Annotated in this window: 19 protein-coding genes; 7 read left to right on the top strand and 12 right to left on the bottom strand. The window is 37.9% G+C overall.

The window, feature by feature from the left end; all coding sequences use genetic code 11:
- Positions 1-203 precede the first annotated feature (203 nt).
- On the top strand, positions 204-506 hold the full coding sequence (locus HDC90_RS21415; RefSeq protein WP_184470056.1) for a GIY-YIG nuclease family protein: 303 nt from the start codon (positions 204-206) through the stop codon (positions 504-506).
- A 351-nt stretch (positions 507-857) separates the two neighbouring features.
- On the top strand, positions 858-2,339 hold the full coding sequence (locus HDC90_RS21410) for an NAD(P)/FAD-dependent oxidoreductase (RefSeq protein WP_184470054.1): 1,482 nt from the start codon (positions 858-860) through the stop codon (positions 2,337-2,339).
- A 374-nt stretch (positions 2,340-2,713) separates the two neighbouring features.
- Here the strand turns inward: HDC90_RS21410 and HDC90_RS21405 are convergent, their stop codons facing one another.
- The 5 genes from HDC90_RS21405 to HDC90_RS21385 all read right to left on the bottom strand — a co-directional run bounded on the left by HDC90_RS21405 (position 2,714) and on the right by HDC90_RS21385 (position 6,127).
- Positions 2,714-3,244 (bottom strand): RNA polymerase sigma factor, encoded by a 531-nt coding sequence (locus HDC90_RS21405; protein WP_184470053.1) that lies wholly within the window; start codon positions 3,242-3,244, stop codon positions 2,714-2,716.
- Positions 3,245-3,372: 128 nt separating this feature from the next.
- The gene (murB, locus tag HDC90_RS21400) at positions 3,373-4,389 is read right to left on the bottom strand and encodes a UDP-N-acetylmuramate dehydrogenase (protein ID WP_184470051.1); all 1,017 of its coding nucleotides are present in this window, start codon (positions 4,387-4,389) and stop codon (positions 3,373-3,375) included.
- Positions 4,390-4,430: 41 nt separating this feature from the next.
- Positions 4,431-4,877: a hypothetical protein gene (locus tag HDC90_RS21395; protein ID WP_184470049.1), complete on the bottom strand. Its 447-nt coding sequence runs from the start codon at positions 4,875-4,877 to the stop codon at positions 4,431-4,433.
- A gap of 76 nt (positions 4,878-4,953) precedes the next feature.
- A complete protein-coding gene (locus HDC90_RS21390; protein ID WP_184470047.1) occupies positions 4,954-5,628 on the bottom strand; it encodes a hypothetical protein in 675 nt (224 codons plus the stop codon).
- Positions 5,629-5,683: 55 nt separating this feature from the next.
- Positions 5,684-6,127 carry a sterol desaturase family protein gene (locus tag HDC90_RS21385; protein WP_184470045.1) on the bottom strand — a complete coding sequence of 148 codons (444 nt, stop codon included), beginning with the start codon at positions 6,125-6,127 and terminating at the stop codon, positions 5,684-5,686.
- A 167-nt stretch (positions 6,128-6,294) separates the two neighbouring features.
- On the opposite strand from HDC90_RS21385, the gene HDC90_RS21380 reads away from it, so the two are divergent.
- The 5 genes from HDC90_RS21380 to HDC90_RS21360 all read left to right on the top strand — a co-directional run bounded on the left by HDC90_RS21380 (position 6,295) and on the right by HDC90_RS21360 (position 13,673).
- Positions 6,295-6,906, top strand: coding sequence for a TetR/AcrR family transcriptional regulator (locus tag HDC90_RS21380; protein WP_184470043.1), 612 nt, complete (start codon positions 6,295-6,297; stop codon positions 6,904-6,906).
- Positions 6,907-6,993: 87 nt separating this feature from the next.
- Positions 6,994-8,334, top strand: coding sequence for a TolC family protein (locus tag HDC90_RS21375; RefSeq protein ID WP_184470041.1), 1,341 nt, complete (start codon positions 6,994-6,996; stop codon positions 8,332-8,334).
- Between the two features lie 2 nt (positions 8,335-8,336).
- Positions 8,337-9,404, top strand: a complete 1,068-nt coding sequence (locus tag HDC90_RS21370; protein WP_184470039.1) for an efflux RND transporter periplasmic adaptor subunit — start codon at positions 8,337-8,339, stop codon at positions 9,402-9,404.
- Between the two features lie 64 nt (positions 9,405-9,468).
- Positions 9,469-12,663: an efflux RND transporter permease subunit gene (locus HDC90_RS21365; RefSeq protein WP_184470037.1), complete on the top strand. Its 3,195-nt coding sequence runs from the start codon at positions 9,469-9,471 to the stop codon at positions 12,661-12,663.
- Positions 12,664-12,869: 206 nt separating this feature from the next.
- Positions 12,870-13,673: a hypothetical protein gene (locus HDC90_RS21360; protein WP_184470035.1), complete on the top strand. Its 804-nt coding sequence runs from the start codon at positions 12,870-12,872 to the stop codon at positions 13,671-13,673.
- A 428-nt stretch (positions 13,674-14,101) separates the two neighbouring features.
- On the opposite strand, the gene HDC90_RS21355 is transcribed toward HDC90_RS21360, so the two are convergent.
- The 7 genes from HDC90_RS21355 to HDC90_RS21325 all read right to left on the bottom strand — a co-directional run bounded on the left by HDC90_RS21355 (position 14,102) and on the right by HDC90_RS21325 (position 22,283).
- Positions 14,102-15,307 carry an MFS transporter gene (locus tag HDC90_RS21355; protein WP_184470033.1) on the bottom strand — a complete coding sequence of 402 codons (1,206 nt, stop codon included), beginning with the start codon at positions 15,305-15,307 and terminating at the stop codon, positions 14,102-14,104.
- Between the two features lie 105 nt (positions 15,308-15,412).
- A complete protein-coding gene (locus HDC90_RS21350) occupies positions 15,413-16,066 on the bottom strand; it encodes a TenA family protein (RefSeq protein ID WP_184470032.1) in 654 nt (217 codons plus the stop codon).
- The gene (gene thiD / locus HDC90_RS21345) at positions 16,063-16,881 is read right to left on the bottom strand and encodes a bifunctional hydroxymethylpyrimidine kinase/phosphomethylpyrimidine kinase (protein WP_221451921.1); all 819 of its coding nucleotides are present in this window, start codon (positions 16,879-16,881) and stop codon (positions 16,063-16,065) included. The genes HDC90_RS21350 and thiD overlap by 4 nt, the downstream gene beginning before the upstream one ends.
- A gap of 416 nt (positions 16,882-17,297) precedes the next feature.
- On the bottom strand, positions 17,298-18,845 hold the full coding sequence (locus HDC90_RS21340) for a choice-of-anchor I family protein (protein ID WP_184470028.1): 1,548 nt from the start codon (positions 18,843-18,845) through the stop codon (positions 17,298-17,300).
- Positions 18,846-19,170: 325 nt separating this feature from the next.
- Positions 19,171-20,577: a dihydrolipoyl dehydrogenase gene (gene lpdA, locus HDC90_RS21335; protein WP_184470026.1), complete on the bottom strand. Its 1,407-nt coding sequence runs from the start codon at positions 20,575-20,577 to the stop codon at positions 19,171-19,173.
- A 348-nt stretch (positions 20,578-20,925) separates the two neighbouring features.
- Positions 20,926-21,471, bottom strand: coding sequence for a DUF2306 domain-containing protein (locus HDC90_RS21330; RefSeq protein WP_255497793.1), 546 nt, complete (start codon positions 21,469-21,471; stop codon positions 20,926-20,928).
- A gap of 260 nt (positions 21,472-21,731) precedes the next feature.
- Positions 21,732-22,283: an outer membrane beta-barrel protein gene (locus HDC90_RS21325; protein ID WP_167296390.1), complete on the bottom strand. Its 552-nt coding sequence runs from the start codon at positions 22,281-22,283 to the stop codon at positions 21,732-21,734.
- Between the last annotated feature and the right edge of the window lie 258 nt (positions 22,284-22,541).

Below are 22,541 nucleotides of genomic sequence, written 5' to 3'. Positions count from 1 at the left end.
TCACTCCGTTCAGAATGACAAGTACTCCTCTCGGCTGTCATCCTGAGCGCAGCGAAAGATCTCTAAACGAAGAAATGCAGAACCCAATCTATTGATCAAAGTAAGCCCTCAAAGATCATTTCCAATAAAAGAAAGATTCTTCACTCCGTTCAGAATGACAATACACTTTAATTAAAAATCATAAAAAACATTTATTTTTAACAATGGATCATAATTATTTCGTTTACATTTTAACCAATAAAAACAAAACTGTGGTTTATACTGGAGTAACGAACGATCTAGAAATAAGGCTTAGACAGCATATAGAGAATAAAGAAAATAAATTTGCTTTTACTTATAAATATAATTGCTACTATCTGGTTTATTTTGAGCGTTTTGAAGACATTGAGCATGCTATTGAACGGGAAAAAGAAATAAAGGGTTGGACAAGAATTAAAAAGAATGCCTTAATAGAACTTGAGAATAAAAACTGGGATTTTCTTAATGATAGGATTATTGAAGAATAAATCATTTCTGTAGTCTTTCATCTTACGCTGTCAATCCTGAGCACACCGAAGAATCTCTAGCCGAAGAAATGCAGAACTTAAGCTATTGATCAAAGTAAGCCCTCAAAGATTATGTCCAATAAAAGAAAGATTCTTCACTCCGTTCAGAATGACAAAGCATTTGCCCTTACTGTCATCCTGAGCGCAGCGAAGGATCTCTAAACGAAGAAATACAGACCCCAAGCTATTGATCAAAGTAAGTCCTCAAAGATCATTTCCAATAAAAGAAAGATCCTTCGCTGCGCTCAGAATGACAACCGCAGAATGGCAAAAAACAAAAACAAAACGCAATAAAATTCCTTTATTTACACCATGGAGAAAAAAACTACGGTTACCATTATAGGTGCTGGTTTTGCGGGTTTGGCTGCTGCAGCCTTATTGGCTAAAGATGGCTGTGATGTTACAGTTATCGAAAAAAACGAAATGGCCGGTGGCAGGGCACGGAGCTGGCAAAAAGACTGCTTTCTTTTTGATATGGGTCCAAGTTGGTACTGGATGCCCGATGTATTTGAAAATTATTACAACCTATTTGGTAAAACTACTTCTGATTTTTACACGCTGAAAAGGTTAAACCCTTCTTACCGAATTTATTTTGGCAAAAAAGATACTATTGATGTCCCGGCAACATTAGATGACTTATACGATTTATTTGAAAAACTTGAACCAGGAAGTAGCAAAAACCTAAAACATTTTCTCGAACAGGCCAAATACAAGTACGAAGTAGGTATGAACGAATATGTTTTTAAACCTTCACACAGCGTAATGGAATATTTCGATCCGAGATTGGCCATTAGCGGTATTAAACTACAACTTCTGGGCAATATGCGGCAGCATGTGCACCAATTGTTTAAAAATGAACGGTTAAGGAAACTTTTGGAATTCCCGGTCCTATTTTTAGGTGCTACTCCCCAGCATACACCTGCATTATACAGTTTGATGAACTACGCCGACCTTGTGTTAGGCACCTGGTACCCGATGGGCGGGATGCATAAAATTGTGGCCGCTATGCAGCACCTAGCTGAAAGCGAAGGTGTGAAATTTATTTTCGACACAGAAGTAACCAAAATTGAAGTAAAAAATAACCTGGCAGAGTACGTCATTACGAAAAATGGAAATTTTAAAAGCGACTTTGTAGTGGGCAATGCAGATTATCATTATATCGACCAACATCTGTTTGATAAACCTTATCGCAATTACAATGAAAAATACTGGGAAAAAAGAACCATGGCTCCTTCCTGTCTACTGTTTTATGTAGGGTTAAATAAAAAGCTAAACAATCTATTACACCATAACTTATTCTTTGATGAAGATTTTGATCAGCATGCTAAAGAAATTTATACCCATCCGCAATGGCCATCAAAACCACTATTTTATGTCTGCTGTCCTTCTATAACAGATAAAAGTGTAGCACCGGAAGGCTGTGAAAATCTTTTCTTTTTAATTCCGGTTGCTCCCGATTTACCAGATAACGAAAGTAAAAGAGAAGAATACTTTAATTTATTGCTTAAAAGGTTCAAAGATTTAACCGGAAACGATATTGGTGATCACATTTTGTTTAAGCGCAGTTATGCCATGAATGATTTTGTAACAGACTATCACGCTTTTAAAGGAAATGCGTATGGCTTAGCAAACACGCTGAAACAAACTGCTTTTTTAAAACCTAAAATGAAAAGTAAGGTAACAAATTTTTTATACACCGGACAATTAACCGTTCCAGGGCCTGGTGTACCACCTGCAATCATCTCGGGGCAAGTGGTAGCAAAAGAAATAAAAAAAAAGTTAAAAAAAGCTTGACAAATTTAAAATTTCCCTTATCTTTATAACCACAAAACAAAAATACTGCAATAAAGCTTCAAAACACATAATCGTTTGGGGTTTGTATTTGTTTCGAAATAAGAGAGAAGGCACATTGTTGAAAGAAAAAATAAGAATCAACTAACCAAATATATGATAAGCAAATAAGGCCTGATTTTTTCAGGCCTTTTGCTTTTACCATATTTCTACCTTCACCATCTTAAAAGCAAAGTTCTATACTATTCATTATTATTAAAATTAGCTGAAACTATTATCGATATGCTAATTATAAATAAAATTTAAAAAAATAAAAGCCCTGGTAATACCAGAGCTTTCAAGTTAAAATGTTCTTCAACGGGATTTGAGAATCATGTTTACATCACTTCTGACGTTACAATTTCTTTAGAATATGTTTTTAAGTATTTTTTAAGGATTCCTCTTGCTACGTGGATACGTGTTTTTACTGTTCCAATCGGAATAGCTAACATATCTGCAATTTCATGATACTTGTATCCTTCGAAATAGCGGATAAACGGCACATAATATTCTTCAGGTAATTGAGATAATGCTTTATCAATATCGCCTAACACAAATTTACTCTCTGCCTGATTTTTGGTTGCACTGTAAGAAAGATTCGCAGAAGAAATATCCTCGCTCTGCGTAATTAAAGTATTCGTTTTCACCAGTCGGCGATAGTTGTTAATGAAAGTATTTTTCATGATGGTAAACAACCAGCCTTTTAAATTCGTACCCTCTTTAAACTTATTGTAATAAGTGATCGCTTTCAGCATGGTATCTTGAACCAAATCATTTGCGTCTTCTGCGTCTTTAGTAAAATTTAAAGCATAAGATCTAAGCGATACCGAGTGATGATTAACCAGATGATTGAATTCAAATTTTGTCATGATATTTAGCTTTAGGTAGATAAAAAACAAATGAATTATTGTTTATTCATTTAAAACCAAACAAACTTAGTACCAAAATTTTCTGGCATGGTGTTAAAAGCGTACAACTACTTAAGAGCAAACTTTCGTCACAGAATATTTACTTCTCTTTCTAAAGTGACTCCAAAAGTAGACTTTACACTGTCTATAATCTGTTCAGAAAAATTATACACTTCCGTGCCAGTTGCATATCCGTGATTAACTAAAACCAAAGCCTGGTTTTTCCATGTGCCTGTTTGGCCAACCACCTTACCCTTCCATCCACACTGCTCTATTAACCAACCTGCTGCTAACTTAATTTTATTATCGGCAGTAGGATAATGTACCACATCGGGGTATTTTGCCACAATATCAGCAAATTCATGTTTTTCAATCACTGGATTCTTAAAGAAGCTTCCAGCATTACCAATAGTAGATGGATCTGGCAGTTTACTTACCCGGATATGCGACACAGCAGATGAAACATCGGCAATATTTGGGTTTTCGATTCCCCTGTTCAACAGCTCCGTTTCAATTGCACCGTAGGAGGTATTAATTTTCGCTTCTGCTGATAAACGAAAAGTAACCGATGTAATGATATACTTACCCTTAAGCTCACCTTTGAAAATACTTTCGCGGTAACCAAAGTGGCAATCGCTATAAGAAAAGGTTTTCATTTTTCCGGTTTTAACCTCAAATGCGATACAACTTTCGAAAACGTCTTTCAGTTCTACCCCATACGCACCGATATTCTGTATGGGCGAGGCACCAACCGTTCCGGGGATGAGGCTTAAATTTTCTACGCCCGCAAAATGATGCGCAACGCAGTAGTTCACAAAATCATTCCATACTTCGCCAGCACCGGCCGTTACCAAAACTTTGTCATCAATAACTTTAGATTGAATTCCCTTAATGCTAATTTTAACAACTAGCCCATTATAGTCCTGCGTAAATAACACATTACTCCCCCCGCCTATCACTAAAAGTTTCTGAGATTTTACGATCTCGTTTTTAAACAACCTGGCCAGATCTGCTTCAGAAAATATTTCAGCGAAATAACTGGCCTTAACATCTATACCAAATGAGTTGTATGGTTTTAGCGAAATATTTTCCTGAATTTGAAGCATAGTGATTTTGTATTATGCTGCAAAAGTAAAATAAAAAATAGTTAAGGAACGATTTTGGTAATTCCCTTATCGAAATTAAAACTTAAAGTATCCAATTTTCCTCCCTCAACTACTACTTCAGAAAGTTTCCATCCCATAAAAGTAGGTTTGGTTTTCGTAAGATCCAAAATGCGGTACCTTTCTTTTGTTAATTTAGCACTAATCAACCCTATGCTATCTGACTCCGCCTGATTCAACTGCTCAATCTGGCTCTCTAAGGCAGCTAAAGTATCATCCAGCTCATTTCCCCTTTTTAGGCTAGCAGCATAAGCTGCTGGAGAAATATTGTAGAGGCTATCCAATTTTGAACCATTAAAATTCAAATCCTGATTACTGTTTTCGTATTTAGCTTCTACTAGCGCAATAGCACGATCTTTATCAGTCTTTTTACCGCAGGATGCAATGACAACTAGCGATAAAAGCGCAAATGCATGGTAAATTTTTCTCATGATAAGTTATAGGTTTAACAAAAGCGCGCAAGCATCCTGCCAAGAATAGGTAAAGCATAAAACAGGATTGATAAGCCTATTTTTTTAATGGCCCATCAATTTTCTTTTTAATTGCCTTTCCTTCATCAGTCTGTTGCAACCGACTTGAAAGCGCGCTGTATAATTCTGCTGGCGAACTAAAATCAAACTCTTTAAAAAAACCTGGTATGTTGGCATACCGAACAAGGTTACCGACTTCAATAAGTGCCACTGGCGAATCGGCATTTTTCTTAATAAAATTTAAAAACTTTCGCTCCTTTAATGCATTTGTGGCATCCTTTGTTTGCTGAAGATAAATCCCTCCACTAACTATCTTTGCAGACGCCAAATTATATGGGTTTTCAATATCCAATTTAACATCTTCCAAAAAAATTCTTTTCAGGTTAGCACTGCCTCCCACATACCAAGCCTTCTGTTTTATCTTGGCTTTTACTTCAGCTAAAGTAATAGCTCCACGTTCATCAACAAAAATAAAACCCTCTCGCAAAAGTTTACCCTCCAGGTCGGACGTGGCTGATAGTTGAAAATGATTGCCATCCATTGGCCTCACCAAAAACAAATCTGCTTTTCCTGCTAATGGTGCATCACTTACCAGATAAGCGAATTTTGCACTTTTGGGATTCTGAACTATTCCCTCTACTGTGAATTTAATTGTTTGGGCATGCAGCGAGCTTACAAAAAGTAGCGCAAGGCAAAGAATTAGTTTTCTCATCGGTTTTATATTTATAATATTAAATATAAAACTAATTAATTAGTTAAAAAATATCTTAATCACTTTTTATTAAATTTTTCCTTACAAACAACAATCCAAAGGCTTTACCTTTTTCTCTGCTCCTGTTTTTATGATGAATTTTATGTGCTTTCCGTACCGCCTGCAAATAGGCATTATTGCTTTTAAAAGTTTTAAACCTACGGTGTACAAACCAATCGTGCACTACAAAATAAACCATACCATATAGGGAAATGCCTAAGCCAATAAAAAACGGGTAACCAAAGCCGTTCCGATCGATATACATTAAATACAGGGAGAGCGCGGCAAAGAGCAGCGCAAACAAATCGTTCCATTCGAAAAAGGATTTAGACTTTTGGTGGTGGCTTTTATGCATAAACCACAGCGGGCCATGGAATAAATACTTGTGTATAAACCACGACAAACACTCCATGGAAACAATGGTAAAGAGTACAATTAAAATGTTAATTAATACGGACAAATTCTCTAAATGATTGGTTTGTAAAGATATATAAACAGACCAAGAACCAAAATTATGTCATAAAATTGTAAGCTTAATGCGCTTTTCAAAAAACCTTTCATGACAAATCATTTTTTAGCACTATTTTTGACTAAAATATTAAAAAAGTCAGAAAGTAGAAAAGTAAAATGATTGTAGCCGATAAAAAGAGAGAGCAAATTATTGATGGCGCTATAAAACGCTTTATCCATTTTGGTATTGGTAAAACCACAATGAATGATATAGCAGAAGATCTTTCTGTTTCCAAACCATCGCTTTATTATTATTTCCCAGATAAGAAGCATTTAATTATTGGAGTGATAGAAAGGGTATTTAATGATTTCTTTGAGTTGATCAAAAAGAAATACAATCCCGATCAGCCCTTAGAAGAGATCCTTTTTAGCACCATTGATGTTAGAAATACCTTTTTTCAAAAATATTACATGTTAAGAATTAACGAAGGTATTCCTGACTTATTAAACGACGATGTGATAAAAGGCAAGTTAAATGCGCTTAAAGGCTCCGAAAAAGAATTCTTTGCAGAAATTTTCAGTCAGGCAAAAGCAAAAGGAGAAATAGAGCACGATGATACTGCACATGTTGCAGAACTTTATCTGGAGAGCTTGATGGGTCTTTGTACTATGTGTATTATGGAAACAGGTAAAGATCTTTTCCCGGATAAAAAAGCATTTAATAGAATGACACTGAAGCAAAAAAACCTCACTACCATATTTGTGCGGGGTTTAAGGTGTGCAGACTAAATATAAAGCACAAAAGGAACCCTTATTACCTTTTAGCTTGGTAAAAACTTAAATAGATAAGAACCCAAAAACAAAAAACAATACATTATGCTTAGAGTAAAAACGGTAAAATTAATGCTCATACTGCTAATCGGTACGGTTTTACCGCAACTGGTAGTTGCTCAGCAGCAAGTTACCTTAAAAGATGCGCTAACCTTTGCGCTCCAAAACAACACCAAAATCCGAAACGCGAAATTGGATATCGAAGGCGGAAGATATAAGGTAGAAGAAGTAAGGGCCCAGGCCTTACCTCAGCTTACTGGAAACGTAGGCTTAACTTATAACCCTATCATCGGCCAGTTGGTTGCAAATTTCGGCGGACAAACACAGGCGATCAAACTGGGTCAGAACTGGAATTCGACAGCAGGTGTTCAACTTTCACAACAGTTATTTAACCAACAGGTTTTTACTGGTTTACAGGCTGCGAGATCAAGTGAGGAATATTACAGCCTTACTTCAAAATTAACAGAAGAGCAGATCATCGAGCTGGTAGCCAACAATTACTACCAGGTTTTGGTAAACAGACAACAGTTAAATGTGATCGACACCAACATTAAAAATGTTAAGGTGGTTGAAAAAATTGTGGGCAACCAGTATAAAAATGGTTTGGCAAGAAAAATTGATGTCGATCGTATTAGTGTGAACCTAACCAACCTGAACACCCAGCGCGAGCAGGTAATCAATGCCATTACCCAATTGGAAAACCAGTTGAAATTTTCGATGGGCATGCCGGTTTCTACACCGATCAATTTACCTGCTACCGAATTAACAGAAGTGACTACTTTACCTGTATTTACAGATTCTATCGATCTGACCAACAGAACAGAAGTTAAACTTTTGGATAACCAGGATAAACTTTTATCACTTCAGAGAAAATCTTACGTTGCTGAATATTACCCATCACTGGCTTTAACGGGTAATTATACCTACTCGAGCCAAAGCGATGGCTTCGATTTCTTAAAATCGAATGCTGCAGCTATTGGATATGGCGCATCGGCAATTGGCTTAACTTTAAGGGTGCCGATTTTTAACGGGTTTTTAACACGTTCAAAAATCCGCCAGGCAGATGTAGATATTAAGAAAGCAAGAGAAAGCAGAAAAGAATCTGTAAACGCTTTGAACCTGGCTTATGAGAATGCAAAAATCCAATTGCGCAATAATATCAATACCATTAAATCACAACGTAAAAATGCCGATTTAGCGCAAGAAATCTACAAAAGTACCCAAAACAACTATAACAACGGCCTGGCCTCGTTAACTGATCTTTTGGATACCGAAAATGCACTTACCTCGGCACAAAACAGTTATACACAGGCTTTATTGAATTACAAAATAGCCGAAATACAATTAATCAAATCAAACGGAAATATTAAATCGCTAGTTAAATAGAAATGAAAAGAGTAATTATCATAATTATCGTAATTGTTGTTGCCCTCGGCGCAATAGCTTATGTTTTAAGCAACAATAAAAAGAAGAACGAAGAAAAAACTGCTTTCATTGCTAAAGGTGGTGGTGCTGTTGCCGTTCGTGTTGCTCAAGTAGAGAGAAAAACTGTGAATTTAGATTTTAGTGCAAACGGAAACTTTATTCCTAAACAAGAACTTAATTTCTTATCAGAAAATGCTGGTCGCGTTACGGCCATTTATGTTGACGAAGGTGACCGCGTAAGCAAAGGCCAGGTTTTAGCGCGTGTTGATGCAGAAATCATCAATACAGATCGGGAAACTGCTGAGGCCAACTACCAGAATGCGGTAAGAGATGAAGCCAGATACCAAAGCTCATTCCAAACTGGCGGCGTTACGCAACAACAGTTAGATCAGGCAAAATTGGCTACAAGAAATGCAAAATTGCGCTTACAGGCTTCGCAAAGAAGACTAAGCGATGCAAACATTAAATCACCAATTAACGGTATTGTAAACAAAAGATACATCGAAGTTGGTGCTTTTGTAAACACCCAGGGTACACAGTTATTTGAATTGGTTGATGTTTCTAAATTAAAATTGAAGGTAAACGTGAACGAATCACAGGTGGCCAACCTTAAAATCGGCGATCAGATCGAAATCAAATCTTCGGTTTTCCCAACTGATAACTTCTCTGGAAAGATAACTTTCATCGCTGCCAAAGCTGATGCAACCCTAAACTTCCCAATTGAAATTGAAGTTGAGAATAGTCACAAAAACACTTTAAAAGCCGGTATGTACGGAACTGCCATATTTAAGTTTCCTAAACAAGCACCAAGCATCCTCATTCCACGTACATCATTTGTGGGAAGTGTGAGCAGCAATCAGGTTTTCGTATTGGATAAATCTAACAACACTTCTAAAACCCGTAACGTTGTAGCAGGCCGTATTTTAGGAGATAATGTTGAAATTCTTGATGGCTTAAAAGAAGGTGAAACTGTAATCACCAGTGGACAGATTAACTTAACTGAGGGCGCTGCCGTTAGTATCGTAAAGTAAGTTAGAGGAATTTTTCGGCTTTAAAAACGCGATACGCCAATCGCTAAACGCAATACTAATTAAAATGAAGATAACAGACATATCTATAAAAAGGCCTTCGCTGGTTATTGTGGTATTTACCGCACTTACCTTGCTTGGGCTACTAAGTTACTTTTCGTTGGGTTATGAATTACTTCCAAAATTCTCTAACAACGTAGTATCTATTTCAACCATTTACCCTGGTGCTTCACCAAACGAGGTTGAAAACACCGTAACCAAAAAGATCGAGGATGCGGTATCATCTATGGAAAACATCAAAAAGATCAACTCTGTATCGTTTGAGAGTTTATCTACAGTTACCATTACCCTAACCGATGCAGCAAACATCGATATTTCCTTAAATGATGCACAAAGAAAGGTTAACGCCATTCTTTCTCAATTACCGGAAGATGTTAAAACGCCATCATTGAGTAAATTCTCGTTAGATGATTTACCGGTTATCACCATGTCGGCATCGGCCAATATGGATGATATTACCTTTTACGATTTGATTGATAAACGTATTGCCCCGGTAATTTCGAGGGTAAATGGTATTGCTCAGGTTAACCTGGTTGGTGGTTCGGAACGCGAAATTCAGGTTTCGTTAATCGCGGATAAACTACAAGGTTACAACCTTTCAGTTCCACAGGTGCAGCAATTAATTTTGAGTTCTAACCTAGATTTCCCAACGGGAAGTGTTAAAACCCAAAACCAAGATGTATTGATCCGTTTATCGGGTAAATACAGAAGTATGGAAGAATTAAGAAACCTGGTTTTAACAACTACTAAAGATGGTGCACAGATCCGTTTAGGTGACGTTGCCGACGTTCAGGATTCGCAAAAAGAAACTGAAAAACTAGCACGTATCGATCGTAAAGCATCTATTGCCATCCAGATTATTAAACAAAGTGATGCAAATGCGGTAGAAGTGAGTAAAGGTGTACACGCCATTATTGCTAAACTTAAAACTGAATACGCAGCAAATAAATTAGACATCAGAATTGTAAATGATAGCTCAATCTTTACTTTAGAGTCTGCTGATGCGGTTATCCACGATTTAATCCTGGCGGTTATCCTGGTGGCTTTCGTAATGCTTTTCTTCTTGCACAGTTTGCGTAATGCGATCATTGTAATGGTATCGATTCCGGTTTCATTAATCGCTACGTTTATCGGGATCAGCTTATTCGGCTTTACCTTAAACTTAATGTCACTTTTGGGACTATCACTCGTGGTAGGTATCCTGGTAGATGATGCAATTGTGGTACTGGAAAATATCCAACGACACATGGAAATGGGTAAAAACAAAGTGCGTGCAGCATCTGATGCAACACGTGAGATTGGTTTTACAGTAGTATCCATCACTTTCGTAATTGTAGTGGTGTTCTTCCCAATTGCCGTAAGTACGGGTTTAGTTTCAAACATCCTACGTCAGTTCTGTATTGTGGTAATTATTGCAACGTTACTTTCATTAGTAGCTTCATTTACCATTGTACCACTTATCTTCTCTCGTTTTGGCAAGTTAGAACGTATTGAAGGTAAAAACCTTTTTGGCCGTTTCATTCTCTGGTTCGAAAAACAGTTAAAGAAATTTACACTTTGGATTACCAGCATTTTAACATGGTCGTTAAACCACAAAGCCTTAACATTAATTATTGTTGTGGTGATGTTCTTTAGCTCATGCGGTTTATTGGTAGGCGGTTTTATCGGTTCTGAGTTCTTCCCTAAATCAGATAAAGGGGAGTTCCTGGTGCAGTTAGAGTTACCAAAAGATGCTTCTTTAGAACAAACCAACTTCTTAACGCAAAAAGCAGAAGCTTTCTTAGATAAACAACCAGAAATTACGCAGTTAATTACTACTGTTGGTCAATCAACCGGCGACTTTGGTGGTACACAGGCTACAGCATATAAATCGGAGATTAACGTTAAGCTTGTTGAACGCGATCAGCGTAAAGGAGTTTCTTCAGATATTTTCGCAACAAAAATGAGCCGTGCACTGGCTAAAGAATTAATTGGTGCAAAAGTAAAAACCGTTCCAATCAGTATTTTGGGTATTGCAGAAAATGCACCGATCCAGTTGGTGGTAATGGGTTCTGATTTAGATAGCGCCTTGAAATATGCCGAGGGTGCGCAGAAAGTGCTTGCCGCTATTCCTGGTGCTACAGAGATTAAATTATCAGTAGAAAAAGGAACGCCTGAGATTAACGTTCAGGTAGACCGTGATAAGATGTCGGCAGTTGGGCTAACTTTACAAACTGTAGGTTCTACCATGCAGACTGCTTTTGCGGGTAATACTGATGGTAAATACCGTAAAGGGGAGTATGAGTACGATATCAATATCCAGTACCAAAACTTCAACCGCCAGAATATTGATGACGTACGTAACCTGATTTTTGTAAATAACGATGGCAAACAGATCAAATTATCACAATTTGCAACCATTACAGAAGGTTCAGGTCCAAGTCAGTTAGAGCGTTTAAATAAATCTACTTCAGTATCGGTTAAAGCACAGTCAATAGGTAGACCAACCGGAACGGTGGTTGCCGAATTCCAGTCAAAATTGGAAGAGATGCAAAAAAATGGCAAGCTCAAAGCACCAATTGGCGTAAGTTATAGCTGGGCGGGTGATCAGGAGAACCAGAGCGAAGGTTTTGGCACTTTAGGTATCGCTTTATTGGCTTCGATTATTTTGGTTTACCTGATTATGGTTGCCCTTTACGATAGTTTTATCTACCCATTGGTAGTAATGTTCTCGCTCCCTCTGGCGGTAATCGGAGCATTGTTAGCCTTGGCCTTAACCAACAATTCAATAGGTATCTTTACTATTTTAGGTTTAATTATGTTAATGGGTCTGGTAGCGAAAAATGCAATTATCCTGGTCGATTTTACCAACCACCTAAAGGCTGAAGGTAAAGAGACCAAAGAAGCACTCGTACTGGCCAACCATGCACGTTTACGACCAATCTTAATGACAACTATCGCCATGGTATTTGGTATGCTTCCAATTGCATTGGCAAGCGGTGCAGGTGCCGAATGGAAAAATGGTTTGGCATGGGTTATTGTAGGTGGATTAACCAGTTCGTTGTTTTTAACTTTAATTGTTGTACCGGTGGTATACTTAATATTCGATAGAATGTTAGAGCGTCTTGGCTTCAACAAAAAAGGAAAAACTATCGATGAGTTAATGGTTGAACCATACGACCATAAAGATGTAAACGAATACGACTTAGATCACGGACATTAATCAACATCCAGATTAACAATCAATTTAGCCCCGACCCCAAATCGGGGCTTTTTTGTGGAATTTCAAACGTAACGCTGGCGTGGCTCGCTTTCCCATGAACTATTCTGTATCATTTCCCAGAAAAGGGGCATCGCTATTCACTGCGCAGATAATTATACAATATTGTCTCCAAACAAATGATGGCACAACATTGTATATTAGGCATTATGTTCAAAATCATTCTTAGCCTGTTCCTAATCTGTTCTACACTCCTTGTAAAAGCCCAACATCCACCTGTTTTTGCGGCAATGCGTACCGACTCGAGTTTCGTTAAACTCTGTAATCTGGATATCACCTTGGTAAAATACAGCTATAAGCCCAATGGCGTAAAGTTTTTAGTGGTGCACGATAATGAAGACACTGGCGTAAAGGCTGGTTTTGATTATATCCGCTGGAACGGCGGCGAACTGATCGACAGTCAATATGGAGCGGTGAGGGATTATAATTTCACCTATATGGATGATCAATATCGTATAGACCCAAATGCCATTTATACCGAAGTAGGTGTAAATACAAGGTTAAAAAAAAACCGGTTCAGCACTAACGAAGTTGAAAAAGCCATTTTAAACGCTGGAAAGCAAATTGTTGATTTTTACGACCCAAAAGCTACAGGTTATTTTTTAACTCTCCATAACAATGCCGATGGTGGCTTTGGTATTTCATCTTATTTACCAGGTTACGATTTAGCCAGCACCGCCGATTCGGTTTACATCAACTTCCAAATGGACGGAGACGATCTTATTTACGTAACCGAGCCGAGATTATTCAGTAGTTTAAAAAAGGCAAATGTGAATGTAATTCTTCAATCTAAATTTGTCTCCAATGATGGCTCCCTTTCGGTTTATGCCCTGCAAAATAATATTCCTTATATCAATGTAGAAGTGCAACACGGACATCTTCAAGAAAATTTAAGGTTGATCGAGCTCGCGGTTGCAGCCCTAAAAGAACACGGATTGGTGAAGAAAGAATAGCGAATTAAGCATTTTTTTATAATCTCTTTGGCGTGGCGTTCTAAAGATATTACTGTTTGATAATTCGGAAATAATTGGCCTGTAGTTCTTGAAAGTCTCCTGCCCCGCTTTTCATTTCTAGTCCTCGCTGCACTGCAGGCTTTACATTGCAATACGGGTTTAGAAACAAGAGTTTGAGTGCCCTGCAACCCCACAAATGGAATACTGCCGTAGCCACCTAGCCCCGGTTGAAGCGTTACCCTGCAGCAACGAGGTACGAGGCAGCGAAGCGTATAAGCGAAAAACGGGAAGAAGCTTTGTGTTTTCTACAGGTATTGCGCTCCAAATGAAAATTGGGTTTTAAAACTAGGAAATAATTGGCCTATAGTTCTTGGAAATCTCCTGCCCGCTTTTCATTTCAAGTCCTCCCTGCACTGCAGGCTTTACATCTAATTTATAGCCTTTATTTTCGTGACCAAAAAAGTAATCAGCAGGCCAAAAACTGAAATGATACCGAAAGAATAGCGAAGACTGGATAGCTGTGAAACATAACCGATTAATGGAGGGCCAAACAAAAAGGCAAAATAACCTATACTCGAAACCATGGTTATGGCTTTACCCGCAGGCACTTTTTTATTGTTACCAGCAATGCTATATACCATTGGTACAATACTCGAAACGCCGAGACCAATAAGCATAAAGCCAAAAATGGCGATAATAATATCCGGGAATATTACGGCAAGCGCCATACCTATCGATATAATGGCACCACTAATTTGCAAAAGATTTTTCCGCCCGAATTTACCGATCAGGAAAACCCCTAAAAATCTTCCGCTTGCCATCATAAACATAAAGGAGGCATAACCAATAATTGCTTTATTGTGAGGCAATTTTACAACATCCTCGAAATAAATGGCACTCCAATCGAACATGGTGCCCTCGGTGGCCATACTACAAAATGCGATAACGCCCAACAGCACCAAAATACCTTGTGGCATAGTAAAAAACTTCGTTTTCTCGAGCACGGTATCTGGTTTATTATAGTTTAGCAACTTTTTCCAGTTAAGTGCAACATTGGTTAAAGATATTAGGGCAATAATCCAAAAATGAGCATACATGCCCAATTTTAAGTTAACCAAACCAAGCGCAATTAATGCACCTGTTAAATTTCCGATACTCCAGGCTCCGTGAAAAGAACTCATAATGGGTTTGCCATAATAGTTTTCGCCAGCAACCCCCTGTGTATTTAAGGCAATGTTACAAAGATTACCTGTAATGCCAAATAAAACCAAAAAAGCGGCTAATTGCCAGCCTGCAGTGGCTAACGCTAAAAAAGTTAACGCAATTGCATAAAGCGGCGCAGTTGCCCTTAACATTTTCTTACTACCAAAATGTGTCGTTAGTTTTGCAGAAAAAAACATTGTTATAATCTGTCCTGCAGGTAATGCAAAAAGTATAGAACCTAATTCTGCATCATTTAAGCCCATTGAAGCTTTAAAAGTTGGAATTCTACTGGCCCAACTTGCAAAACAGACCCCTTGCATAAAGTAAAAGGCAGATATGGCTAAACGTACTTGTTTTGGAGAGCTTTGTGCTAATACAGGTTTATCTTCTTGTTTACTTAAAATTTCCTGTTCTTGCGTGCTTTCTTCCAAAGTGATGTTTTAAATTATAGAACTACAAAGTTCTTTAAATCTATTGGAAATACCGACAAATTTTTAACATTTTATAAAAAAAATGCTACACATCCGGTTAAAATATTAGATTTTCCATTTTTCCAATTCATAAGCGCTATCCCAGAACATCCATTCTAAACGGGTTGCCATTTCAAAAACATCCAGCATTTTTTGCCGGGTTGCTGCATTAGCCTGCGTTGCCAGTTGATTTGTAATATCAATTGCTTTTTCTACTGCAGCAGCAAATTCGATTCCTGCATACATATCGATCCATCTTTTGTAAGGATTCTGGTTGGCATTTTGCTGTTCAAAAATATGATCGCCCACTGCCTTATAGATCCAAAAGCATGGCAAAACAGCTGCTACTGCTATTTCTACATTGGCGTACACAGCCTGACTAAGAATATAATTGGTATACAAAAGTGTAGATGGAGTGGGCTGCACTTTGTTGGGTAAACCAAATTCTACAAAGTAACTTTCGTGCAAACTACGCTCGGCAAAAATGGCACCTGTAGAAAATCCGGCAAAAGCCATCACCAAATCTGCATCTTGCATACGGCCACTAATGGTGCTTAGCGTCCGCCCAAATTCTAAAAGGTAATAGGCATCCTGCGCTAAATAGAAGATAAATTTTTCTTTTGGTAAGGTGCCATTGCTTAGCTCCGTATTAAAAGGCATGATTAAAATTTTGTTATAAATAGGTTTAACCCGTTCCCAGGCTTCCGTGCTCCACTTCATTTGATAATTAATTTTAAAGGTTCGAAAAAGTGGTTTAGTGGTCCATTGCCTTCGCCTGTTTTTACTTCGCTACCAGCTTGTAAGGCCTGGCTAATGTAGTTTTTAGCCTCTTTAATTGCGGCCAGCAGCGTCTTGCCTTTAGCCATTTCGGCGGCAATAGCTGATGAAAGTGTGCAACCTGTTCCATGTAGATTTTTAGAAGCAATAAAAGCACTTTCTAATATAACAGGGGCATCGTTTCCAAAAATAAAAACATCGTAAATCTTTGGCCCTATTAAATGTCCTCCTTTTATTAAAACAGCCTTTGCCCCTTTTTTTATAATTTTCTTACCCGCAGCAATCATATCATCGAGGTGATGAATGGGTTGTTCGGCAAGGATAACAGCTTCATCAATATTCGGAGTAACCAGGCTTACTAATGGAAACAATTTGTTAATTAATTGCTCAACAGTATCAGGCGCTATTAATTTATGGCCACTGGTAGCTATCATAACGGGATCTAAAATAACAGGTACTTCCGGTGAGTAATTCTTAAGTTCTGTTTCAATGATACCAACTACTTTTGCCTGGTTAAGCATTCCGATTTTAATGGCTACTGGCGCTATATCATCCAGTACCGCTTGTAACTGATCTTTGATTATTTCGGCGGGAATACCATGCACTGAGCGCACTCCCAATGTATTCTGTGCTGTTACCGCTGTGATTACCGATGTACCAAAACAGCCCAAGGCAGAAAAGGTTTTTAAATCGGCCTGAATGCCTGCACCACCGCCACTATCTGAGCCGGCTATTGTTAATACATTAATATAATTCATTGCTAAAGACTTCATTTTGTTCTACAACTTCAGGAGTCTTCAAATGCAGCATGCATTTTACGCATTTTTTTCGCAGACAAACTAATTTCCTACGCCGGCATGATCCGGATCAGGTTCATTTGAGGTTGATGGCTGGAGGAATTTAAGGCTGAAGGAATTACCCTCTACCTTTTTACGTTCTAGCTTTAACCTCAAAAAGGGTATATTCTCAGCCAACTGATTTGAAGGCACCCCTAAAGTTTTATATTGTTTGCAATATAGGACTTAGTTTTTATTCTTCGTTTATAGAAATGAATTATATATGCGAAGAGTTGTCAACTTTAATACGCCTTTCGCTGTTAAGTTGACGACTCTAAAAACAAAAACCCCGATTTTACATCGGGGCTAAAACATAATAATTAATAAGGGGATAGCGTCTATATTTTATCGGGCTGATAGAACCGAACGGTACCATCTGCCTCGTTTGATACAATTAATAAACTTCTTCCATTCGGACTGTCTTTTGGCTTAACAAACATCAAGCCCTCGGGTGCATCGCCGGTAGAGAATAACTGAACAAATTTTGGTGCTGCCGGATTGGTCACATCATAAATGGCAATTGCATCAGCACGTTCCATACCAATAAAAGCCAGGGTTTGCCCGTTTACCTGTGCAACAGTTACGCTTTCTACTTCTACGCCTTTATTATCCGAGCGATCATCATCATATTTACCAGCGTCTATTATGTGTTGCTCAAGATCTTTACCGATGTTGGCTACCAAAGCTCCCGTATTTGCATTAAGAATACTCACACATCTTCCTCCTGTTGAAAATAATTCCTGATATACTTTGTTTGTACCAACCATAGTAAAACCAGCTGTATTGGTTACCGTAAGCCTTCCCAAATTTGCATCTAACTGCAGGGTTGCAGCATTAGGAAACTTAGCCGGATCTAAAACAAGATCTTTTACGCGTACTTCTTCTTTCGCTTCTTTTGGTGTATAGTCCTGGCGGGTATCGCCTTCATTTGCCAGTGCCAGATAAGCCGTACCATTGGCAGTAAAATAAGAGATTGCATCTGGCAGGTAATAAGCCTTGATTGGCCATGTACCCAATACTTTTTTACTGTCTTTATCGCTAACATCGAAAGCATTTTCAGCCAGGCTTATATCCCTTGTGCCTAGTGGAATAATCTTCGTAATGGTTCCTGACAAGATATCAACTTCAGCAACACCGTTGTTTTCCTGTAAGGTAACATAAGCCTTTTTTGAATCGCTGCTTACCGCAATGTATTCCGGTTCGATATCCTGGGTAAAACTGGCATTGTAACCATAAATCCTGAAACCACCCGCCAGTAATGTAGCTTTTTGTGATTCGAAAGCCGAGAAATCAAGGGTTTTTACCGAATAGTTATCTTTGATATTAATGATAGAAATGGTGCCTTTAGGATCAACCGTATATGCCAGGTTTGGCTCACCTTCGTTGGCAGATAAAATGTAATTTCCATCGGGACTAAAAGTTACCATATCGGGCATGGCACCTACAGTAATTTTTTTCACTTCTTCTAGTGTTGATGTTTTTAATACTATAACATCGCCATTCCCTTGTTTATCTGAGCCATCCAGGGCTATTGCCAATAAACCATTGCTCACAGCCACGCTGTTAATGCCTGCATTATTGGGATACAATAAGGTTTTTAACTTGGTAACTGTTGGGTACTTACTCATATCTACAACATCAACCTTGGTTCCTCCATCGTTGCTCACTACAAATAATTGTTTGGTTAAGGGATCGTATGCAGAAATCTCCGAAGCAAATTCTCCACCTAAATCAATAGAGGCGGTTTCTTTAAAGCTGTCGATTTTTTCAGGAACAATGGCTTCGATTGGAGGATCTACAATCGGATCATCAGTTGAATCTTTTTTACAGGCAACAATTGCCAACGACGCAATAAGAATTGCACCAAATAGTTTTTTACAGTTCATGGTTTTAATATCTGAACCGCAAAAATAAATAGCTAAAACGCTGTTTTTCAGTCGCCCGATGTTATCATTTTATTAAGGAATTATGAAGAACGATTAAAGCGGAAAGACCAAAGCGAAAAGTAAACAACCTCTTATTTGCGCTGGGTTTTGCGCAGCTTGGGGCATGCCCAAAAGATTTTAAAACCAAAACATTTACCATATCTTCCAACACGATGAAAAAATAACTAAAACAAAAAATCCCGATATAATACCGGGATTTTTCTATCATTCATTAAACAGAGACTGAAACAAGTTCAGTATGACGCCTCGTGATTAAAAACTATTTTTAAATATGTATTGCTCTGTTATCAGTTGCAGCAAGTGCAGCTTCTTTTAATGCTTCAGTATAAGTTGGATGCGCATGGCAGGTACGTGCAATATCTTCTGCAGATGCACGGAATTCCATTGCAATAACGGCTTCAGCAATCATGTCTGCAGCACGTGGGCCAATCATGTGCACGCCTAAAACCTCATCGGTTGCGGCATCGGCCAAAACTTTAATGAAACCATCGGTATCCATACTCGCTTTCGCGCGTCCACTGGCTTTGAAAGGGAATGAACCTGCTTTATATTTAATACCTTTTTCTTTTAATTGCTCTTCGGTTAAACCTACAGAAGCAACCTCTGGCCAAGTATAAACCACACCTGGGATTAAGTTATAATTGATATGTGGTTTCTGACCTGCAATGGTTTCGGCAACGTATGTACCTTCATCTTCTGCCTTGTGTGCCAACATAGCACCGGTAATTACATCGCCAATGGCATAAACACCTTTAACAGAAGTTTCTAAATGCTCATTAACCGGAATTTTTTTGCCTCTTTCTTCAACAGTGATACCGATTTTATCTAAACCTAAACCTTCGCTATAAGCCGTACGACCAACAGCAACAATACAATAATCGGCTTCTAAAGAAATGGATTCACCTTTAGGTGTATCAGCTGTAACGGTTACGGTTTTACCTTTTGTGGTAGCACCGGTAACTTTGTGCCCCATGTAAAACTCCATGCCCAGGGTTTTCTTTAACACCCGTTGAAGTTCTTTACCCAAACCAGCATCCATAGTACCGATGATAGATGGTAAAAACTCAACAACAGATACTTTTGTACCCAAACGGGCGTATACCGAGCCTAACTCTAGACCAATTACACCACCACCAATTACGACCATCGTTTTTGGTACTTCTTTAATATTTAAAGCCTCAGTTGAGGTAATAATGCGTTTTTTATCGATTGGTAAAAATGGCAAAGCTGTTGGTTTAGAACCTGTAGCAATGATTACATTTTTAGCTGATAACGTTTCTGTAGTGCCATCTGCTTTAGTAACCAGAATGGTGTTTTTATCAACAAAGGAACCAACACCCTCGAAAGAATCGATTTTATTTTTTTTGAACAAATAAGTGATACCGGCAGTATTTTGGGCAACAACATCGTCTTTACGGGCAATCATTTGTTTCATATCAACCTTTAAATCTTTCAAGTTGATACCGTGAGTAGTGAATGTGTGAGCTGCGTTGTGAAAATGCTCTGAAGAATCTAATAAAGCCTTAGATGGGATACAACCTACGTTTAAGCAAGTACCTCCAAAAGTTTTATATTTTTCGACAACTGCAGTTTTTAAACCTAACTGAGCACAACGGATTGCGCCTACATAACCGCCCGGCCCTGAACCGATAACAACGACATCGTATTGCATATTTTTTTGAGAATTTTGATTAGCCAAATGTAGGGAAAAAAGGCGGAAAGCTGAAAGTAGATTAGGCAATAGTCTTGCAATCATAGCCATCGGCACATAGCTTATTAATCCATCCCTATAAACAATGCTTCATTACTGAAGCCAAACAGGATAATCCCACAAAGTTCAAACATCTATAAGTTGATGAGCATAAAAACATTTTACTTTAAGACTATAAAATTTTTGATTCGGCTCAATAAACAAAATAGATAATTTGAGCTAAGGCTTTGACGTTTTGCCTTAATTAACCAATTATACTATCAACGCTAAACCACATAAGCGATCAACCATGAACCAGTTACAAATGAACTATTGACTAACTGAATCAATATTAGCTGTTTTTCTTGTTAACAAATAAGCAACAATCAAATTTGGAACCCAGCATAACCAGGCAACAACCAGGTAGGCTTTTAAAAAATCGCCATAAATTATGGTCAAAATTGGTAACCAAATCCTTAATGTAACCGCTGCAAAACAAGCTGCATAACTATATACCATCATTTTTTGATGTTGTTCAACTTCTCCGCGTTTAATGTATAAATAAGCCTTTAAGGTAGTGTAAAACCAAATGATGCCCAAGCATATAAAGCCTGTTGAAGAAATTATGCCACCTGTTGCAAAAAGGCCAATATAAATACCCGCTAATGCACTAAGCAGCACGGCAACAACATAAACTTTACCCAGTTTTCGGTGTAATGCCATGCGTCTCTTTCTCATTTTTGGACTAAATTGTGTCCAACCGATCGATAAAGCGATTCCTCCGAAAATGATATGCGTATAAAAACCAATGTTCCAAAAAATATTGGTCAACAACTCAACCGACTTTGAATTTAGCAATCCAAATTTTCTATCCATAAAAAAGTAAATCGTTGGATAAAGTCCAATCAGCATTGCCAAGATTGCCAATAAAATCCATAATCCTTTTTTTACCATAATAGATTCAATTGCTTTCCACTAATCTAGCTAATTTTCAAGAACTAAATTAATTCCTTTGGCAGCATAAATTCTTTTCCCTGATGAACATCTCCTACCAGCTAAACATGAATTTTGTTAATAAAAATGGCTGGTATTGCTACCAGCCATCACATTAACTCAACAAACAAAAGCTTCCGTATTTAAAATTTAAAAGCAATTCCGACGTTTAAAAACGAGAGACTTTGATAGCCTAATTCGGCATATAGGGCGGTACTTGATTTTAAATAATATTTACCTCCTGCATATAAACCAAAGCCCATACCACTAGCTGTACCCTCGTAAGACCCCTGATTATCACTTACACTAACGGTAACGTAACCAAGGCTTGCTCCGCCATAAAGGTCAAATTTAGGATCAACATTAAGAAGTTCATTAAAATGATAAGAACCTCTTGCGCCTATGTAAATAGCATTTTGCTTAAAACTATAACTATTATTAAAGCCTTCATATTTAGAACTTGCATACGATAACTGCCCACCTACACTAATTGCATCAGAGACTCCCCTTTCGTAACTAATTGATGGATTAACGGGTAACGATGAGGTATAACCAGAACCAAAAAACGGGCTACCAATACCTACTCCGATGTTAAAGAGGTTATCGCCTTTACTAAATGAGCCAGATTTAGACTGGGCCATTCCGGTTAACGCTACAAGAATAAATAATGCGGTAAGCTGTAAGTGTTTTTTCATTTTTTTTAATTGTTGTATAAATAGATTGATAATAAAAATTAGCACATAGAAATCCTATTAGCGGCAAAAAACGCATATCTTAAATAATTTTACACTTTGCTACTGTTAGTAGGAAGGTTATTTAGCTGTACAGCCTGTTTTAACATTTGCTAATTGGTCCCCCCCCTTAACCCACTTAAATTTGTGGTTTTGGCTTGCCCGAGCATAAATTAATTTAAAATCTAAATTACAGCCAATAAGAATGTTAATATATAGCTG

Origin of the sequence: Pedobacter sp. AK013, from assembly GCF_014205835.1 — a bacterium.
Classification (GTDB): domain Bacteria; phylum Bacteroidota; class Bacteroidia; order Sphingobacteriales; family Sphingobacteriaceae; genus Pedobacter.
Note: the sequence above shows the minus strand (reverse complement) of the source record. Positions and strands in the feature narration are given on the sequence as shown.

What these genes read in the sequence shown, in the direction of transcription:
- HDC90_RS21380 (WP_184470043.1), top strand. Translation starts at nt 6,295, where the DNA reads ATGATTGTAGCCGATAAAAAGAGAGAGCAAATTATTGATGGCGCTATA.
- murB (WP_184470051.1), bottom strand. Translation starts at nt 4,389, where the DNA reads ATGCTTCAAATTCAGGAAAATATTTCGCTAAAACCATACAACTCATTT.
- HDC90_RS21325 (WP_167296390.1), bottom strand. Translation starts at nt 22,283, where the DNA reads ATGAAAAAACACTTACAGCTTACCGCATTATTTATTCTTGTAGCGTTA.
- HDC90_RS21340 (WP_184470028.1), bottom strand. Translation starts at nt 18,845, where the DNA reads ATGAACTGTAAAAAACTATTTGGTGCAATTCTTATTGCGTCGTTGGCA.
- HDC90_RS21375 (WP_184470041.1), top strand. Translation starts at nt 6,994, where the DNA reads ATGCTTAGAGTAAAAACGGTAAAATTAATGCTCATACTGCTAATCGGT.
- HDC90_RS21350 (WP_184470032.1), bottom strand. Translation starts at nt 16,066, where the DNA reads ATGAAGTGGAGCACGGAAGCCTGGGAACGGGTTAAACCTATTTATAAC.
- HDC90_RS21405 (WP_184470053.1), bottom strand. Translation starts at nt 3,244, where the DNA reads ATGACAAAATTTGAATTCAATCATCTGGTTAATCATCACTCGGTATCG.
- HDC90_RS21390 (WP_184470047.1), bottom strand. Translation starts at nt 5,628, where the DNA reads ATGAGAAAACTAATTCTTTGCCTTGCGCTACTTTTTGTAAGCTCGCTG.
- thiD (WP_221451921.1), bottom strand. Translation starts at nt 16,881, where the DNA reads ATGAATTATATTAATGTATTAACAATAGCCGGCTCAGATAGTGGCGGT.
- HDC90_RS21415 (WP_184470056.1), top strand. Translation starts at nt 204, where the DNA reads ATGGATCATAATTATTTCGTTTACATTTTAACCAATAAAAACAAAACT.
- lpdA (WP_184470026.1), bottom strand. Translation starts at nt 20,577, where the DNA reads ATGCAATACGATGTCGTTGTTATCGGTTCAGGGCCGGGCGGTTATGTA.
- HDC90_RS21395 (WP_184470049.1), bottom strand. Translation starts at nt 4,877, where the DNA reads ATGAGAAAAATTTACCATGCATTTGCGCTTTTATCGCTAGTTGTCATT.
- HDC90_RS21360 (WP_184470035.1), top strand. Translation starts at nt 12,870, where the DNA reads ATGTTCAAAATCATTCTTAGCCTGTTCCTAATCTGTTCTACACTCCTT.
- HDC90_RS21410 (WP_184470054.1), top strand. Translation starts at nt 858, where the DNA reads ATGGAGAAAAAAACTACGGTTACCATTATAGGTGCTGGTTTTGCGGGT.
- HDC90_RS21370 (WP_184470039.1), top strand. Translation starts at nt 8,337, where the DNA reads ATGAAAAGAGTAATTATCATAATTATCGTAATTGTTGTTGCCCTCGGC.
- HDC90_RS21330 (WP_255497793.1), bottom strand. Translation starts at nt 21,471, where the DNA reads ATGGATAGAAAATTTGGATTGCTAAATTCAAAGTCGGTTGAGTTGTTG.
- HDC90_RS21365 (WP_184470037.1), top strand. Translation starts at nt 9,469, where the DNA reads ATGAAGATAACAGACATATCTATAAAAAGGCCTTCGCTGGTTATTGTG.